Genomic DNA, 16,492 nt, shown 5'->3' with positions numbered 1-16,492 from the left:
ATGATAGCCAAGAGGAATAATACTAGGGAAAACATCGGTTTATTGCCTGTTTTTGCTTGTGTGTTACTCATGGTCAATATTTTCTATTTTATGTATAAATATTTTTATTAAATATAAAATCTTAAAAAGTAGATTTTGTTTAAGAAAATAACTAAAAAAGCGTACTAAGATTCAGGCGTAACTATATAAAAATGATAATATAGAACGCTATGTCCTATGTATCGTACCTTAATCAACAACAAAAATTGATCGAAAATGGGTATAGTATGCATGCTGATAAAACTCAGGAAAATGTTCAGCTATGAATAATCACTCTCCTCAAAATGCTCATGAGCTTATTGAAGTTAAGAACTTGAGCTTTAATCGAGGGGAACGCGTCATTTATGATAATGTCAGTTTGAAAATTCGTCGCGGACAAATAACAGCAATCATGGGACCTTCTGGTACAGGTAAAACAACATTGCTTCGCCTTATTGGCGGACAGTTGACACCTGATCAGGGTGAGGTCTTATTGGATGGTAAAAATATTGCCGACATGTCGCGTGCAGAACTTTTTGCAGCGCGTGCACGTATGGGAATGCTGTTCCAAAGCGGTGCTTTATTTACTGATATGTCTGTATTTGAGAATGTCGCATTCCCTATACGAGCGCATACCAAGCTTTCGGAAAATCTGATTGCTGAGTTGGTTGCGTTAAAACTTGAATCTGTCGGGCTTCGTGGTACTGAAAATCTCATGCCAGCAGAGCTATCGGGCGGTATGAATCGCCGTGTGGCTTTGGCTCGCGCGATTGCGCTTGATCCTGAACTGATCATGTATGATGAACCATTTGCTGGACAAGATCCTATCGTCAAAGGGGTATTAACTCGTTTGATTCGATCGCTTAGAGAAGCGCTAGAGTTGACGACCATCATCGTGTCACATGATGTAGAAGAAACCTTAACTATCGCTGACTATATCTATGTGGTTGCTGAAGGAAAAATTCAGGGTGAAGGTACACCAGAAGAACTGAGAAACCACCCATCCGCATATGTAAAACAGTTCCTGACAGGGGCAGCAGATGGTCCAGTTGAATATCAGTTTAGCCATCTAGCCTATTTAGATAATGAGGTGCGTTCATGAATGCAATTGCCTTATTAGGTAGACGCGTCATTGAACGTGTTAAGGGAATTGGTGTAGCAACGATTATGTTGTTACAGATCATTTTCTCGATGCCGACGATTACAGGTTTTAAGCTTTTCATTTACCAGATGTATCGAGTTGGCGTGCTGTCATTATTGATCATTGCAGTGTCGGGTTTATTTATCGGTGCTGTTTTAGGTCTGCAGTTATTTAATATTTTGGTCACTTTAGGTAGTGATTCAATGTTAGGTACAGCAATTTCATTGACTTTACTTCGTGAACTTGCGCCTGTCGTTGCAGCATTACTTTTTGCGGGTCGTGCTGGTTCTGCCTTGACCGCAGAAATTGGTCTAATGAAAGCCACAGAACAATTATCCAGTATGGAAATGATCGGTGTAGATCCACTGAAACGTGTTGTTTCACCACGTTTATGGGCTGGTATTTTTAGCTTGCCGATGTTAGCTGTTATTTTTGCAGCCATCGGGATCTTTGGTGGCAAAATGGTCGGTGTTGATTTTCTGGGTGCTGATGGTGGTTCTTTTTGGAGCGGTATGCAAAATACGGTTCAATTTGGACATGACATTATCAACGGCACGATCATAAAAAGTTTTGTATTTGCAATTATTTGTACTTGGATTGCGGTTTATCAAGGCTATGCCTGTGAACCAACATCAGAAGGAATCGCAACATCTACGACACGCACAGTCGTGTATTCATCACTTTGTGTCTTAGGTTTTGATTTCGTATTGACTGCGGTCATGTTCGGAGGAGTTTAATGAAATCACGTACGAGTGAGCTGGCCGTAGGTATCTTTGTCATTATCTTTGGTTTGGCTTTATTTTTCTTGGCGATGAAAGTCAGTGGCTTGATGGGGACTAACCTCAAAGACAGCTATGAAATGGAAGCCACTTTTGACAATGTTAACGGTTTAAAACCACGTGCCAAAGTGACCATGAGTGGTGTAACGATTGGTCGTGTAGATACAATCACTTTAGACCCTGTAACACGTCAGGCTAAAGTAGATTTTGAATTGGACGGTGGATTGACCACATTCAATGCCGAACAATTGAAAAAAGTGAAAGAAAATGCTTTAGGAGATTTGCATTACAGTGCTGATTATCAGGCTGCGACTCCCGAGCAACAAAAAGAAATGGAACAGAAACTAAACAGCAACATGAAAGACATCACCAATATCGATGAGGATGCTTACATAATGGTTGCTACAAACGGTTTATTGGGTGAAAAATACCTTAAAATCGTTCCAGGCGGTGGATTAAGTTATTTGAAACGTGGTGAGAGTATAGGAAATACTCAAGGCACTATGGATCTAGAAGACTTAATTACCAAATTTATTACTGGTGGTGCAGGGAAATCAACAACATCAGATAGCTCAGCAGATTCAAAAGGTGCAGACGCAGCGAAAGAATCTACTGATGCACAACCTTCGTTTACCGAATAGGCATTAGAGGAGTTATTGAAATGAATTTATTGGTTAAACAAACTTTTGCGGCAACTGTATTGTCTACAATGATTGCTGGTACAGTCTTTGCAGCACCATCTGAAGCACCACCTGCATTTGTAAAACGTGTAGCAGATAGCTTGATTTCAAATCTTAAAGCAAATCATGCTCAACTCAATAATCGTGCTGCGGTAAATGCTATTGTACGTAAAAACCTTGATCCGAATGTTGATGCTCAAGCGTTTACTCGTATCGTGATGGGTACTTATGCAAATTCTAGTACACCTGCACAACGTGCACAGTTTGAGAAAAACTTCCGTGCAACTTTGATTGAAAACTATGGTTCAGCATTTGCCAAATATTCAAATCAAACTTATTCAATGCGTCCGTATAAAGATACCAATGCGAAGTATCCTGTTGTGACTATTGATTTTAATAACAATGGTGAAAAAATCCCTGTAGCATTCCAATTGTCTGATGCAGGAAGCCAATGGAAAGTACGTAATATCAACGTATCAGGTATTGATCTTGGCTTGCAATTCCGTAACCAGTTTGCTGCAAACGTAAAACGTAATGGTGGTAACTTGGATAAAGCGATTGCGACATTTAAACCAGATGCTGATGCAGCAGTAAATAAAAAATAAGATGAAGGTGTAGGGTGATTGAATTTAAAAATCAGGAACTTTATGTTTCAGGAAAGATCGATTTTGATAATGCTGAAAACTATTATTTAAATGGTTTGAAGCTTATAAAGAGTCAAAATGACTTTCCTGTGACCGTAAATTTGTCCAATCTTGAGCACGGTAGTACTTTGACTTTGGCTGTGATGGTGCAATGGTTGCGTCAAACGCCGAATCGTCAAGGTTTGCAGTTCAAAGCAGTCCCTGAAAAAATGATGAAAATCATTCAAGCAACGCATCTTGAACATGACTTAAAGCTGATTTAATGTCATTTGAATCTGTATCGAAGTATACAGATCATTTTATTAGACCGAGTTAATTCATTAACTCGGTTTTTTATATCAAATTTCTTTTATTTTTGCATAGCGACTACTTTTTGTTCTTTAGACAGTTTTTCAATAGCGTAGCGATAAGCCGTTCGGGGCATAATCTCTTTTTGGGATAGTACATATTGAAATACTTCATTTGGATAAGCCTGACTTGCAGCTTTTAACATCCAGCCATAGCCCTTTTGTACCATATCATCTGCATCTGTTATAAGCGAATTAGCTATTTCAAAAATATCATCTAAGAATAATCCTTTTCGAGCAGGAATGATCAGAGTGACCGCAGCTGCACGTTTCATCCAACGATTTGGGGAGTTTGTCCACTTTTTCAGTTCAGGGATAAATTCAGGGTACATCATGATGAAATCACCAACGGTGTGATTACAAAGCGTGTCACAAGCCGCCCAATTTGTAATATATAGATTGATCCATTTTTCTAAAATTTTAAAATCAGTCGGTATAAATTGTTTGCTAATGGATGCTGTAAAAGCACAGGCGATACTCGCTTCTTCTAGATAATTTGTTTTTAGCAGTTCTTCACATAACTCAAAGATTTCTTTTTTAGATAAAGCTAAAACCTGTTTTTTATATTTTTTAATGAGGGTTTTAACATCTGGACTTTTTACGCCGTAGAAATAGGTCATTTGATCAGATTTAAAAAAACGTTGAGAAGATTGACGTACTGTTTCATCGCCAAGCTGGTTGAGATCAAGACGAATATTATCAATGATTTTGTGTATTTCCATTTTATTGTCCTGATTAATTTCTTAAACCATCTATACGATGGTGAACCCTATTTAAGCCAATTAGATAACATCCTTTAACTTCTAAACCATCTATACGATGGTGAACGTGGATCGATGTGGATTGATATGCCTTTTTCGCTTCTAAACCATCTATACGATGGTGAACAAAACACTATGTATCACTATTCAGCAGGTAGTCTTCTAAACCATCTATACGATGGTGAACTATCCAATTGCTATCAGAGTTCGGGTGGTACTCTTCTAAACCATCTATACGATGGTGAACTTGATAACCGTAAACTATTTAAAATCTGTGCACTTCTAAACCATCTATACGATGGTGAACCGTTTTAAGCTGAATAACATTCTCACCCCAATCTTCTAAACCATCTATACGATGGTGAACGAGAACTATTACAAATTAACACGTCTATTATCAATAAGATAGTGTGTTAAAAAGAGAAAAAGATCATATTTTAAGTGTCTTATAAGTATTTGATTTTACATTCTATTTTATAAAAACAAAAAACCAAGCGAGATCGCTTGGCTTTGTGAAAATAGGGTGGAAATTAAATCCATTTTTTCCAACGGAAGTATATGAGTGGTCCAAAAAAGGTCGCGATTAAAATTGAAATAACCACATAAAAGCTCCAATGCCCATGTGCAAAAGGCAGGATTTCAGTGTTCATCCCGTAAATACTGGCGATCAGCATTGGAGGTGCAAGCATACTTGGTAAAATCGAGAATCGACGAATCGTATCGTTCTGTTCAGTGTTAATGAACCCAGATGTTGTATCAAGTAAGAATCGTACTTTTTGGAACAGGAAGGCATCATGTTCGACCAGTGAGCGAACATCTTCACTAAGCTCTCGAATATCCGCATCAAAAATATGACTGCCTAGCGCACGTGGACGAGCAAGGAATGTGAGCACTCGACGTAAATCAATCAGACAAAGCTGTGCTTTTCCGAGCATATCTTCTTGTTGAGCTAGACGGGTAATCATGTCATCTAGGTCTAAAATTTGCTCACGGTGGCGATTATTAAGCACTTCTGTAGAGTATTTTTCTAGATCCTTGTGGATATCTTCTAAGATATCCGCAAGCTCATCCAGTTTTGCTTCGAGTAAACCCAATAAAATCCAAGTAGGATCTTTGTAGTCTATGTCATAGTCATTACGGCGAGCACGTGCACGAAAGGCACGAAAAGCAACCAGTTTTTCACCACGAAGCGTAAACAAACGATCTTTATGCAAAATAAATGCAACCGTTTGCACAGTCGCCAACATATTCGCCGTATCTTCTGTGTCACCGTCGAGTTGATAATTTTTATTTTTCGTTAAAAAATAAGTACTGATATGTAAAATACCATCATCATCGCGATAGAATCGTGCAGAAGATGAAATGTCTTCAAGCGACTTGAGTGTTGGTAAGTTTTGCTCATACGCATCTAAAACCCATTGCTGTTCTTCTTGTGATGGTGCAATGAGATCGATCCAGACCAATTCGGGGTGAAGATCAAAACCGCCATTAATGGTGGCATCTTCTAGACTACCGCGCTCTGTTGCGTAAAAGGCTTCAAGCATATTGTCTTTTCTCCCTAGCGCAGTCGGGTTAATTTGATGCGTGTATTTTAGACAAGGTTTTCAATTAAAAACACTGATTAGTTAGTTCTTTTGCAAAAAAAAACTTTTCATAGTCTAGTCACACTATATGACAACATCACAACAAGGTTTGATTTGTATGAATTCTATAGCAATTTTCTGTGGTTCAGCTTTAGGAACAGATGCAATATTTGAAAAAGTTGCACGATTGACTGGCGAAACTATCGCCAAAAAGGGCAAAACCTTGGTTTACGGCGGTGGTCGTTCGGGCCTAATGGGAATTGTTGCAGACAGTGCTTTGGCTGCAGGTGGTCAAGTGATTGGTGTTATTCCACAGGGATTGGTCGATCGTGAGCTTGCTCATCCGCATTTGACTGAGTTGTATGTGGTTAAAGATATGCACGAGCGCAAGACGAAAATGGCAGATTTGTCAGATGGTTTTATTGCCTTACCTGGTGGTGCTGGTACTTTAGAAGAAATTTTTGAACAATGGACTTGGGCACAGCTTGGCATACATCTTAAACCTTGTGCATTTCTCAATATTGAAGGCTTTTACAATGATCTGTTTAAGTTTATCCAATTGACTACAGACAAAGGATTTACCAAATCAAGATTTACGGACATGTTAATCGAATCAGAGTCTATTGAAGAAATTTTAAATATTTTTGAAAATTATCAAGCGCCAGAGCCTAAATGGGGCATGGTGGATCGTCAGGAATTTTTGAGTCAATGAATACCATAACGGTTTCTGCTGCCGTAATTTTAAATGCAGAAAATCAATTGTTACTTGTACGCAAACGTCATACTGAATTTTTTATGCAAGTGGGCGGTAAGCTTGAAGCTCATGAATCTCCTGAAGACACTATGTTGAGAGAGATTCATGAGGAAATTGGTGCAAATGCCAAGATTGAGCAGTTTATCGGGTGTTTTGAAACATCTGCGGCAAATGAAGCCAATCACCGTTTGGTTAGCTTTCTTTATCAAGTTGATTTGGCTCAAGCACCTAAAATTGATGCAGAAATCGCTGAAATGAAATGGATTGATCTAGATGATCAGCAGACCAAGCTTGCGCCCTTAACCAAGGAGATTGTGATTCCTTGGTGTAAGCAACATTTGGCATTGTAAGTTTTTAAGCTAGATCTCATTGGATTTTGTGATTGCCCCAGAGGCAATACACGCCGTATAAATCTGTGAACAGCCCAAGCCTTCTAGTGCTTGGGCAAGCGCTCCAATTGAAGCACCTGTTGTTATCACATCATCGATAATCAAGACTTTTTTATAAGGCTTATTTTGATTGTGAATCATCTGAAATTGTTCCTCGATATTTTCGATTCGCTCTAGGCGATTTAAGCCTTTTTGTGAATGTTGTGCTGAACGGATCACAGGTTGCCATACAGGGATTTTGAGTTGTCTGGACATGATCTTGGCAATGATGAGCATTTGGTTGTAACCACGTTCAATCAGTCGTTCCTTGGAAATAGGCATGGGAACAATGGCATGCACTTTGGGCAGGTGTAGATTCATCAAACAATGTGCCAGTAAGGTTTGATACTGCAATTGGTTTTCGTATTTGTATTTTTGGATAATGCGATCTATCGGAAATTGGTAATAACAGGCAATATTGATCTCACGATCATTTTTTATGATTTTGTTTTTATACCATGGCAAGCTGTGCCAGCAATCATCGCAGAGTGTGTGGCTGTGTTGTAGGTCCATGCTACACAGTTGGCAGCGGCTGATTTTTGTCATTCCTGTATGTAGGAATTCCCCAAGTATTTTAAACATATATTTCTCAGTGCTTAATGCATTGTTTAATGAAGCAATGGTTTTTTAAAGCGCTCTGCGTTTTATTTATTTTTAATATTTACAGAGCCATTATATCTAACTTGTTTTATTCTTTTGATTGAGTAAAACAGTCTATATTTTATTTATACAAAAGCATATCTTGGTGCTTCTGGTAGCCAACGATTTAAAAGTGGTTCTACATTTTCTGGATAATCTTTTAATATCTGCTGTGCCACATGATGTGCCTGACTGAGTAGATGGTCATCACGTTCCAGTTTAGCCACTCTAAAACCCATATCACCTGTTTGTTTGGTTCCGAGCAGTTCACCTGGACCACGAATCTCTAGATCCTTTTCTGCAATGATAAAACCGTCGTTGGTTTCTCGCATAATGCGTAGACGTTCTTGTCCATTTTGTGAAAGCGGTGCTTTGTAGAGCAGGGCGCAGAAACTGGCTTTGGCTCCACGACCGACACGACCACGTAATTGGTGTAGCTGTGAAAGTCCTAAACGTTCAGCATTTTCAATCACCATAATTGAAGCATTGGGTACATCGACACCCACCTCAATCACCGTTGTTGCAATCAAAAGTTGTAGTTCATTGTCTTTAAACTGCTGCATGATGGACTGTTTTTCATCGGCTTTCATTTTGCCGTGAACCAAGCCGATATTGAGGTGTGGAAATCGTTCTTTGATTTCTTGATAAGTCGCTTCGGCTGCCTGTGCGTCTAAGGTTTCCGATTGTTCAACCAAAGTACACACCCAATAGGCTTGTTTGCCCTCAGCGCAGTTTGTCGCAATACGATTGAGCACTTCTTCTCGACGATCCAGTGGAATAGTCACGGTTTGAATCGGAGTTCGACCCGGTGGAAGCTCATCAATCACAGAAGTATCCAGATCGCCATAAGCACTCATAGCCAAAGTACGAGGGATTGGTGTAGCAGTCATCACCAACTGATGCGGTGTAGTGTTGTCGATGCCCTTATTGCGTAAGGCAAGGCGTTGATCGACACCAAAACGATGTTGCTCATCAATGATCACCAAGCCAAGTTTGGAAAATTCTACATTGTCCTGAAATAAAGCATGTGTCCCGACAATCAAATTGGCTGAACCATCTTTGATACTTTGTTCTTGTTTTTCTCGCGCTTTGCCTTTTTGTTTACCCGATAGCCAAGACACGGTCAGACCCATTGGCTCAAACCATTTTTTAAAATTGATAAAATGCTGTTCTGCCAAGATTTCAGTCGGTGCCATTAACGCCACTTGCCAACCTTCTTCTAGCGCATGACAGGCAGCAACGCCAGCAACCAATGTTTTACCTGCGCCTACATCGCCTTGAACCAGACGTAACATCGGTTTATTTTGTTTTAAATCATCGGCAATTTCTTTAGATACTCGTTTTTGCGCACCCGTCATTTTAAAAGGCAGGCTATCCAGTAATTGTTTGGCAAATGTTTTACTGGGTTTAAATGCGGGCGCACTAATTTGGCGAATGTATTCTCGGCGTGTCAATAAGCTGATTTGATGCGTGACTAATTCTTCAAAAATTAAGCGTTGCTGTGCGGGATGTGAACCTTGTGCCAATTGCAACATATTGGCATCGACAGGAGGTTCATGGATATAGTGCAGCGCTTCATTGAGCGCAAAACCATTGCTAAATTTTGTTGGTAAATACTCTGGAAGTTGATCGCTGTATTGATTTAAAGCTTGTTTGACGTATTCACGTAATTTGGGCTGTGTTAAGCCATCAGTGCTTGGATAAATTGCGGTCAATTGAGTTTTGGGTAAAGCCGTATGCTCTGAAATCAATTGAATTTCAGGATGGTACATTTCCAAGCCACGAGCACCAACACGTACTTCACCAAAGATACGTAAACGATTGCCTGCTTTTGCTCGATCCGTCAGTGCTTTATAAATATGATAAAAGCGCATAGTGACTTTGCCAAAATCATCTTGGAGCAAAATCGCCATAGATTTACGTTTACCAGGAGGAAAGTCGATGGAGCTGACGACACCTTCGATCAAATAGCTTCTCCCTACGACCAATTGGTTCATAGGAATGATCGTGCTACGATCTTCATAGTCCCGAGGTAAATGGAACAATAAATCATCGGTATTAAAAATATTTAGTTTTTCAAGTAAAGCAGCGGATGCAGATCCGACGCCTTTTAACTGATGAATATCTGCCATTTCCCTCAACTTTTCGGCTCAGTGGGTGGTGTAATGCATATTTTATTTATTGGCTATGGTAAAACATCAAAGCGTGTTGCAAAACAATTATTTATGCATAAGCACCAAATTACCACAATTAGCAAAACTTTGAAAAGTGATGATTTTGCTCAACATTTAACACAAGATGTACATGCGCTTGATTTAAGTCATGTTGCACCGATCGATATTGCTTATGTTTTGCTGAGTCCTCATGAATCAACTAAAGAAGCTTATCAGCATACTTATGTCGATAGCGTCGCCCCAATTTGCCATGCGCTACGATCACATCCGATCAAAAAAATCATCGTGGTGTCATCTACACGTGTTTATGGTGAAAATGCAGGGCAGAGCATTGATGATCATTCTGCGGCGATTGCAAGCGATGTGCAGGGTGAGTTGTTGTTGAAAATGGAGCAACTTTGGCAGGAGGCTTATCCTGAGCAATGCATCATCGTACGTCCAACAGGTATTTATGGGACGTCTGTGGCACGTATGATTAAGCTTGCTGAACATACTCAAGATTATCCAAATATTCATTGGTCAAATCGTATTCATATCGATGATCTTGCTCGGTTTTTAGCTTTTATGCTTCACGTGGAACAGCCTGAAAAATCATATATTTGTAGCAATAATCAACCTATCGCTTTACATGAAACGATTTTATGGTTTCAGCATCGTCTGCATCTACCTGAATTGGCTTTGCAAAGTCAAAATGAAACAGGCAAAAGAATTTATGCACCGCGTATGGTCGAAAGTGGTTTTCGTTTACAGCACGAAAATTGTTGGCAAGATTATGCAGAGTTGTTAGGGCAGATATGAGTGCATTTCAGTAGTTCGTCATCTCACTAATGTTAGTGACTACATTTAACTGAGTACAAATAAAAGATGAAAATTTGACTATACAAAAAGCTTCATCAAAATTTCATCGATATATCCGTCTTTATCTTTTAATGCTTTGAGTTCTACACCATAGCTTTGGAACCCCAGCTTTTCATAAAGAATAAGGGCGGGTTTGTTGTCATTGGCAACGGTCAGTAAAATTTGTTCTACATGTTGTTGGCTGTATTGAATCACTGTGCGCAGTAATACACTTGCGATGCCTTTTTGTTGAAATGCAGGCTTTATAAAGACACTTGAGAGTTGCGCTTTATGAGAAAATTTTGCTCCAATCTCTTGTGTCAATGTGGCTATGCCGACAATTTTATTTTGATGGTATGCACCAAATACGGTTGAGTTGGATAGACAATTTTCAAAAAAGTTCAAAGGTTTTTCTATTTCTACCGCATAAGTCGAGCCAAACATTTTTGGTGACTGTTTCAAGGCAGAAAGTCGAATTGTTCTGAAATCATCAAGTTCATCAACACTTAAAATTTTAATCTCAATATCTAACATCTTTTATTTTTGGATCATGATTTAAAATATTACGATACAACTTAGCATAAGTTAAAGTTTTAAAAATATAGATTGTGCTCACCATTTGCCATGATTTAAATCAACAAAGCTTAATTTTTTTATTAAATTTAACTGCATAAATCGGCCATAACCGAATTTTTCATATTTAAATATTTGCTTTTTTATTTTGTGATACTGGTTATTCATTGGTCAAATAATGCTTGCCTGAAAAAAACATTCGTGCCATATCTTTTAGGTTGGTTTTTATGGATTTAAAAGCCATTTATTAGAGCTGATTCATCATGCTTATACAGGTTTGAACGACGTCATTTAAGGGGATTTGGTGTCGGTGCTTGCCCAAAAAAACACTTTTATATTCAATGGGGAAATAAGCCTGACTGAGTCAGGAAAATAATGGGGTTGTTTATAGACAGGATGATGAAAATAAAGGGGATTTATAAAAAATATTTGAAATAGACTGTCTGAACATCAGGATGAACTTTGACTTTTTCAAGGTTTGCTACTTAAGTTTTATTAAGGATAATAGCTTATGTTAGGTGTTGCACTTTTTTTTATCGGCGCTGTACTTGTAGTAAATGGGGTTGGATTGACAGGTCGGATTGAAGCAAAAGAATCTGCGCCTTTTAATTTTATCGTCGGTTTCCTCACTTTATTTATCAATTTTTTTCTTTTAACCAAAGCACAAACAAATCTCGATTTTCTCAGCATAGCTGGAGGATTACTGTTTAGCTTTACTTACTTGTATCTTAGTGTTGTGCAGTGGTATGGATTGAATGGAACGGGGTTGGGGTGGTACTGCTTATTTGTTGCGATCAGTGCTGTAGTCAATGCTGCATTTACTCCAGATCTGATCTTTTCTGGGTTATGGGTGCTTTGGGCAAGTTTGTGGTTATTCTTTTTTATAGCGCTTGCCTTAAAAAAGAATCTCGCTTTTTTACCTATTTATACGATTTTGATTGGTATTGGCACATGCTGGATACCCGGATTTTTAATGTTATTTGGAAAATGGTGAAAATCTGAGAAGCTTGTATATATTTATTTTCTAAAATAAATCAATCAATCAAAGGAAAAAGCCAAGTTATTGAACTTGGCTTTTTAGATTTGTGGGGCTTATTTATCTATACAGATCACTTGCATAAATAGCATTTAGATGAAAACTTATATTTCTTAATGGAGTCCCTTTTTAAAGGCTTGAGGATTCTATTATAAATTAACCCTCATCCTAATCTTCTCCCAAAGGAGAAGGGACGATCAATACAATACTTTTATAAAATGCTGAAGCCTTAAGCTTTCTTGCGTTTTGCTCTTTTCTTGGCTTGTTCCGCAGCAACGGCATCCAGCACTTCCTTTAACTCCTCATCAGTAAAGGTGGTGATGTGTTGCAACATTTGCAAAGTCACATCATCCAAAACCAAATTGGCATACTGTGCGACATTTTGGAAACTCTCATCAAAGACAATCGCATTGTCTTCATTGGTGCTGATATAGCCTTGTTGAGTCAGTACTTTCATAAAGCTTTGAAATAAAGCCTTATCAAAAAATTCTGGAGAATTGAACTCATACAACACAGATAAACGCTGTCCAAGTAAATGGCTTAATTCTTCAACTTGGCGAGTCGAGATATTGCCTGAACCACGCTGAGTGATCAGCGCCAAAGTCATATAGTAACGTTCAAGACTTTGTTTGACAGGTGCAGCCAAAACGACAAGCTGATTATGATCTTCTGAATTTGGCGCAGGGCTAACCAAATTTTGATCTTCATCCATCGCAATCAGTTTCGCTTCGAGTAAAGCATCGACATATTTGCAAATCGGTTCTTTGAGATCAGTCACATCCCATTTTAGGAATAGTTCTGCTTTTAAGAATGGATAAAGTGTGCGAATAACATTAATCAAATCACCTTTGCTGATTTTACCGTTATGTTCAACTAAGGATGCGATAAGCGATGGCAACACAAAAGTATGAATGATGTTATTTCTAAAATAGGTCAGCAATACGCCTTGATTGTCTGCGATCGCAATAATATCGCCGAGCACATGTTTAACACGTTTGATGAGTTTTAATTTCAAACCATAAGCAATGATTTCTTTGCCTGACAATGGTGTGACTTGCGTACGCTCATCATAAGGTTGGTTTGCCAACAAATCACGATAAGTATCCAGTTGTTTAATACAGATTTCTTCATCGAGCGTATGTTTTGGTGTCGCCAATAAGATGAGGGAGAGCAATGAAACTGGGTTAATCACCACAGCTCGGTTGATATTTTCCAAGATCACATTGGCTGAGCTATTAACTGCGGCAGAGACTTGATCGGGAATAGGATCATCATTGTGTTCAATTTTGATTTGATCAGCGCCGTGTTGTTTCAACATATCATCAAGGAAAACAGGTTCACCAAAATTCAAGTGAACTTTACCGAAGATTTTCTCGATTTTTCGAAGAGTTTTGACGATCCCTAAAATAGATTCACTTTCTTTAGGTTTACCTTGCATTTCGCCAACATAAGTCGAGCCCTCCATCAAGCGCTCATAGCCGATGTAAGTGGGTACGAAAGCAATTGGTTTTGATGTGCCGCGTAAATAACCATGTACAGTCATCGCCAACATACCTGTTTTAGGTGGTAACAAACGACCTGTACGTGAGCGACCGCCCTCGATAAAGTATTCAAGTGGTGTGTTACGTGCCAAAATGCTATACAAATATTCTTTAAATACAGAAGTATAAAGTGCATTGCCACGGAATGACCGACGAATAAAGAATGCACCGCCACCACGAAGCAATTGTCCCACAAATGGAAGATTGAGGTTGTCACCAGCGGCAATATAAGGCACCATCAAACCACGTTTAAAGATCACGAAAGACAAGAGTAAATAGTCAATATGGCTACGATGACATGGGGTATAAATGATTTCATAATCATTTGCCAATTCACGGACTGTACTGAAATTGTGCACTTCGACGCCGTCATAAAGCTGCGTCCATAAACGTGTTAGAGAGCTTTCTGCAAAACGAACAGCTGAATAAGAATAATCTGATGCAATTTCATTTACATAACCGATTGCACGTCGTTCAGCTTCGATCATGCTGACTTTAGAGCGGATAGACTCTTTACGAATCGCGTCTTGCACATCTTCTGATTTGATTAAAGAATGCATAACATTACGACGATCTGAAAGGTCAGGACCGAGAACAACTTCACGCTGACGATCCAAATAATCATTTAATGAACTGATGATATAGGTCGCAGGAGAAAGATTTGGATAATTTTCTTTGGCAAAATCGACGAGGCTACGTAGAGATTGCGCTTTATGAAATTCTAAAAATGATTGGCGACCATGTAAGCCTATATTCATCAATTGTTTTACTTTGCTTGGCGTTGCCCAAGTATCGGTAAATAACAATTTAAATAAGGAATCTTCTTTATCTGGTGAACGTCCCCAAAGTACGGTCACAGGAATCAATTCAATATCAATTTCAGGATGTTTTTCGAGTTGTTCAATCAAACGCAATAAACGTGGTGGAAACGCATGCGGCGGTGGATTGAGTAAATTGGTTTCATCTTGATGTTGTAAAAATAAAATCGCAGCTTTTTCTGTTTGATCACCAACAGGCATCGCTTCTAAAGCAGGTGTCAACTTTAAACGGCGTGTTTCACCATCGACAACCAAGGCATTACTACGCGAATAATTTTGTAAAACATAGCAGACAATTTTTTGGCTGACAGGTACTTCAGTCTGTGTTTGCTCGTCTGTTGGAGCCTCTGAAGTGGGTACTTCTCCAAGAACGTGTGGGGTAACCACAAGGTCAAGTAGCTTGCTTGATAGTCGTCGATACATTTGACCAAAGCTATTCTTGGACATAGAAACTCCTAGCCGATGATAGAAATCGCACATTTTAAAACAGTGAAATTTTTCTAAAAATAAAGATAAAACAATCTGACATTATCTGATAATTTTCACGGTGAGTGCTAGATTTTATTGTTAAAAAAGCAATTTTAGCAGAATAATTGAAGCATTAAGGAACTATTGAGGTCAATTAAACCATAGTGAATTAATCGACATTTGTGGCAAAATAACTTACTTCAATCACGACCCCTCAAAACCACCATATAAGTTGGCTGTAGACAGGAATGTTTTTATGAATGCCTTAACTCAAGAACTTGTAGAACTTTTGAGCCTTGAAAAGCTTGAAGAACATATTTTTCGCGGACAAAGTCGCAATCTCGTTGGCAAAAGAGTATTTGGTGGTCAAGTCCTAGGGCAGGCTTTACGTGCAGCATCTTATACAGCAGATCGTCCAGCAAATTCATTGCATGCCTATTTTCTATATGGCGGTGATGTCAATGCGCCGATCATTTATGAAGTCGATCGTATTCGAGATGGGCAAAGTTTTTTAAGTCGCCAAGTTCGTGCGATTCAACATGGCCGTACTATTTTTATGGCGATGGTGTCATTTGCCAAAGAAGAACAAGGTCTTGAATATCAAATTGATGAGCCACAATATCCTGCGCCTGAAAGTTTGAAATCAGAGCAAGAGTTGAAAGAAAGTTTGATCAATTTTATTCCTGAAAATGTGCGTGCAAGTTTTATGCGCCCACGTTTGATCGAGATTCGCCCGATCAATGTTTCAAATCCTTTTCATCCGCAGCCTGAAGCACCATCGTATTCACATTATTTGCGTACGCATGAAAAAATACCGACGGAACTGGATGAAATCGCTTTGCATCAATCTATTGCAGCGTTTTATTCGGATTTCACTTTGATGACGACTGCACTGCGTCCTCATGGTTTGAATTATTTAACACCAAGTTTACAGATTGCCAGTATTGATCATGCCATTTATTTCCATAAACCTTTTAGAGTAGATGACTGGATGTTGTATGACATGGACGCAACGGTAAGCTCAAATGCTCGTGGTCTGAACTTTGGACGTATGTGGCAAAATGGTCAATTGGTTTGTAGTACGACTCAAGAAGGCTTGATGCGTTTACGTGAGATTGAAACCTAAGTTGTATTTGAATCTTTGTTTTGTATAAGACAAACAAGCGAAATAGAAATTTAAAAAAGCGATCAAATAGGTCGCTTTTTTATTATCCTGCGTTGCTTATCTGAAAAAAATCTCGATTGTTATGCCTTGAAATGGCATCATGAAG

General features: G+C 38.8%; 16 protein-coding genes and 1 CRISPR repeat array. Of the genes, 10 read left to right on the top strand and 6 right to left on the bottom strand.

Annotated features, from left to right (window positions below):
• The first annotated feature begins 301 nt into the window (after nucleotides 1-301).
• The 5 genes from F960_RS18435 to F960_RS18415 are packed head-to-tail and all read left to right on the top strand — an operon-like array spanning nucleotide 302 to nucleotide 3,525.
• Nucleotides 302-1,120, top strand: a complete 819-nt coding sequence (locus F960_RS18435; protein WP_004869633.1) for an ABC transporter ATP-binding protein — start codon at nucleotides 302-304, stop codon at nucleotides 1,118-1,120.
• Nucleotides 1,117-1,896, top strand: coding sequence for a lipid asymmetry maintenance ABC transporter permease subunit MlaE (mlaE, locus tag F960_RS18430; RefSeq protein ID WP_004869631.1), 780 nt, complete (start codon nucleotides 1,117-1,119; stop codon nucleotides 1,894-1,896). Before F960_RS18435 ends, mlaE begins: the two co-directional genes overlap by 4 nt.
• The gene (mlaD, locus tag F960_RS18425) at nucleotides 1,896-2,579 is read left to right on the top strand and encodes an outer membrane lipid asymmetry maintenance protein MlaD (protein WP_004869629.1); all 684 of its coding nucleotides are present in this window, start codon (nucleotides 1,896-1,898) and stop codon (nucleotides 2,577-2,579) included. Before mlaE ends, mlaD begins: the two co-directional genes overlap by 1 nt.
• Before the next feature lie 20 nt (nucleotides 2,580-2,599).
• Nucleotides 2,600-3,223, top strand: coding sequence for an MlaC/ttg2D family ABC transporter substrate-binding protein (locus F960_RS18420; protein ID WP_004869628.1), 624 nt, complete (start codon nucleotides 2,600-2,602; stop codon nucleotides 3,221-3,223).
• Nucleotides 3,224-3,237: 14 nt separating this feature from the next.
• Complete coding sequence (locus F960_RS18415) at nucleotides 3,238-3,525, top strand: STAS domain-containing protein (protein ID WP_004869625.1); 288 nt, start codon at nucleotides 3,238-3,240, stop codon at nucleotides 3,523-3,525.
• Between the two features lie 86 nt (nucleotides 3,526-3,611).
• Here F960_RS18415 and F960_RS18410 read toward each other — a convergent pair whose 3' ends face one another.
• Complete coding sequence (locus F960_RS18410) at nucleotides 3,612-4,331, bottom strand: DNA alkylation repair protein (RefSeq protein WP_004869622.1); 720 nt, start codon at nucleotides 4,329-4,331, stop codon at nucleotides 3,612-3,614.
• A gap of 18 nt (nucleotides 4,332-4,349) precedes the next feature.
• Nucleotides 4,350-4,737: direct repeats of the CRISPR family, unit length 28 nt; unit sequence CTTCTAAACCATCTATACGATGGTGAAC.
• Nucleotides 4,738-4,900: 163 nt separating this feature from the next.
• Nucleotides 4,901-5,914: a magnesium and cobalt transport protein CorA gene (locus tag F960_RS18405; protein ID WP_004869618.1), complete on the bottom strand. Its 1,014-nt coding sequence runs from the start codon at nucleotides 5,912-5,914 to the stop codon at nucleotides 4,901-4,903.
• Nucleotides 5,915-6,071: 157 nt separating this feature from the next.
• Between F960_RS18405 and F960_RS18400 the strand changes: the two genes are divergently transcribed.
• Both F960_RS18400 and F960_RS18395 read left to right on the top strand, forming a co-directional pair.
• On the top strand, nucleotides 6,072-6,665 hold the full coding sequence (locus tag F960_RS18400; protein WP_020846830.1) for an LOG family protein: 594 nt from the start codon (nucleotides 6,072-6,074) through the stop codon (nucleotides 6,663-6,665).
• Nucleotides 6,662-7,057, top strand: coding sequence for an NUDIX hydrolase (locus tag F960_RS18395; RefSeq protein WP_020846831.1), 396 nt, complete (start codon nucleotides 6,662-6,664; stop codon nucleotides 7,055-7,057). The genes F960_RS18400 and F960_RS18395 overlap by 4 nt, the downstream gene beginning before the upstream one ends.
• Before the next feature lie 9 nt (nucleotides 7,058-7,066).
• Here F960_RS18395 and F960_RS18390 read toward each other — a convergent pair whose 3' ends face one another.
• Both F960_RS18390 and recG read right to left on the bottom strand, forming a co-directional pair.
• Nucleotides 7,067-7,717 carry a ComF family protein gene (locus F960_RS18390; RefSeq protein ID WP_004869608.1) on the bottom strand — a complete coding sequence of 217 codons (651 nt, stop codon included), beginning with the start codon at nucleotides 7,715-7,717 and terminating at the stop codon, nucleotides 7,067-7,069.
• A gap of 143 nt (nucleotides 7,718-7,860) precedes the next feature.
• Entirely contained in the window at nucleotides 7,861-9,906 is a 2,046-nt protein-coding gene (gene recG, locus F960_RS18385) for an ATP-dependent DNA helicase RecG (RefSeq protein ID WP_004869605.1), read from the bottom strand.
• A gap of 33 nt (nucleotides 9,907-9,939) precedes the next feature.
• On the opposite strand from recG, the gene F960_RS18380 reads away from it, so the two are divergent.
• The gene (locus F960_RS18380; protein ID WP_004869602.1) at nucleotides 9,940-10,746 is read left to right on the top strand and encodes an NAD-dependent epimerase/dehydratase family protein; all 807 of its coding nucleotides are present in this window, start codon (nucleotides 9,940-9,942) and stop codon (nucleotides 10,744-10,746) included.
• A gap of 78 nt (nucleotides 10,747-10,824) precedes the next feature.
• Here F960_RS18380 and F960_RS18375 read toward each other — a convergent pair whose 3' ends face one another.
• Nucleotides 10,825-11,319 (bottom strand): GNAT family N-acetyltransferase, encoded by a 495-nt coding sequence (locus F960_RS18375; protein ID WP_004869600.1) that lies wholly within the window; start codon nucleotides 11,317-11,319, stop codon nucleotides 10,825-10,827.
• A 550-nt stretch (nucleotides 11,320-11,869) separates the two neighbouring features.
• On the opposite strand from F960_RS18375, the gene F960_RS18370 reads away from it, so the two are divergent.
• Nucleotides 11,870-12,352: an AmiS/UreI family transporter gene (locus tag F960_RS18370; RefSeq protein ID WP_004869597.1), complete on the top strand. Its 483-nt coding sequence runs from the start codon at nucleotides 11,870-11,872 to the stop codon at nucleotides 12,350-12,352.
• Between the two features lie 271 nt (nucleotides 12,353-12,623).
• On the opposite strand, the gene plsB is transcribed toward F960_RS18370, so the two are convergent.
• Nucleotides 12,624-15,200, bottom strand: a complete 2,577-nt coding sequence (gene plsB, locus F960_RS18365; protein ID WP_004869594.1) for a glycerol-3-phosphate 1-O-acyltransferase PlsB — start codon at nucleotides 15,198-15,200, stop codon at nucleotides 12,624-12,626.
• A gap of 277 nt (nucleotides 15,201-15,477) precedes the next feature.
• Here plsB and F960_RS18360 point away from each other — a divergent pair, with 277 nt between their 5' ends.
• Nucleotides 15,478-16,347, top strand: a complete 870-nt coding sequence (locus tag F960_RS18360) for an acyl-CoA thioesterase (protein WP_004869592.1) — start codon at nucleotides 15,478-15,480, stop codon at nucleotides 16,345-16,347.
• The last annotated feature ends 145 nt before the right edge of the window (nucleotides 16,348-16,492 follow it).

Source organism: Acinetobacter gerneri DSM 14967 = CIP 107464 = MTCC 9824 (assembly GCF_000368565.1).
GTDB lineage: Bacteria > Pseudomonadota > Gammaproteobacteria > Pseudomonadales > Moraxellaceae > Acinetobacter > Acinetobacter gerneri.
This window is presented reverse-complemented; position numbering and strand designations above follow the sequence as displayed.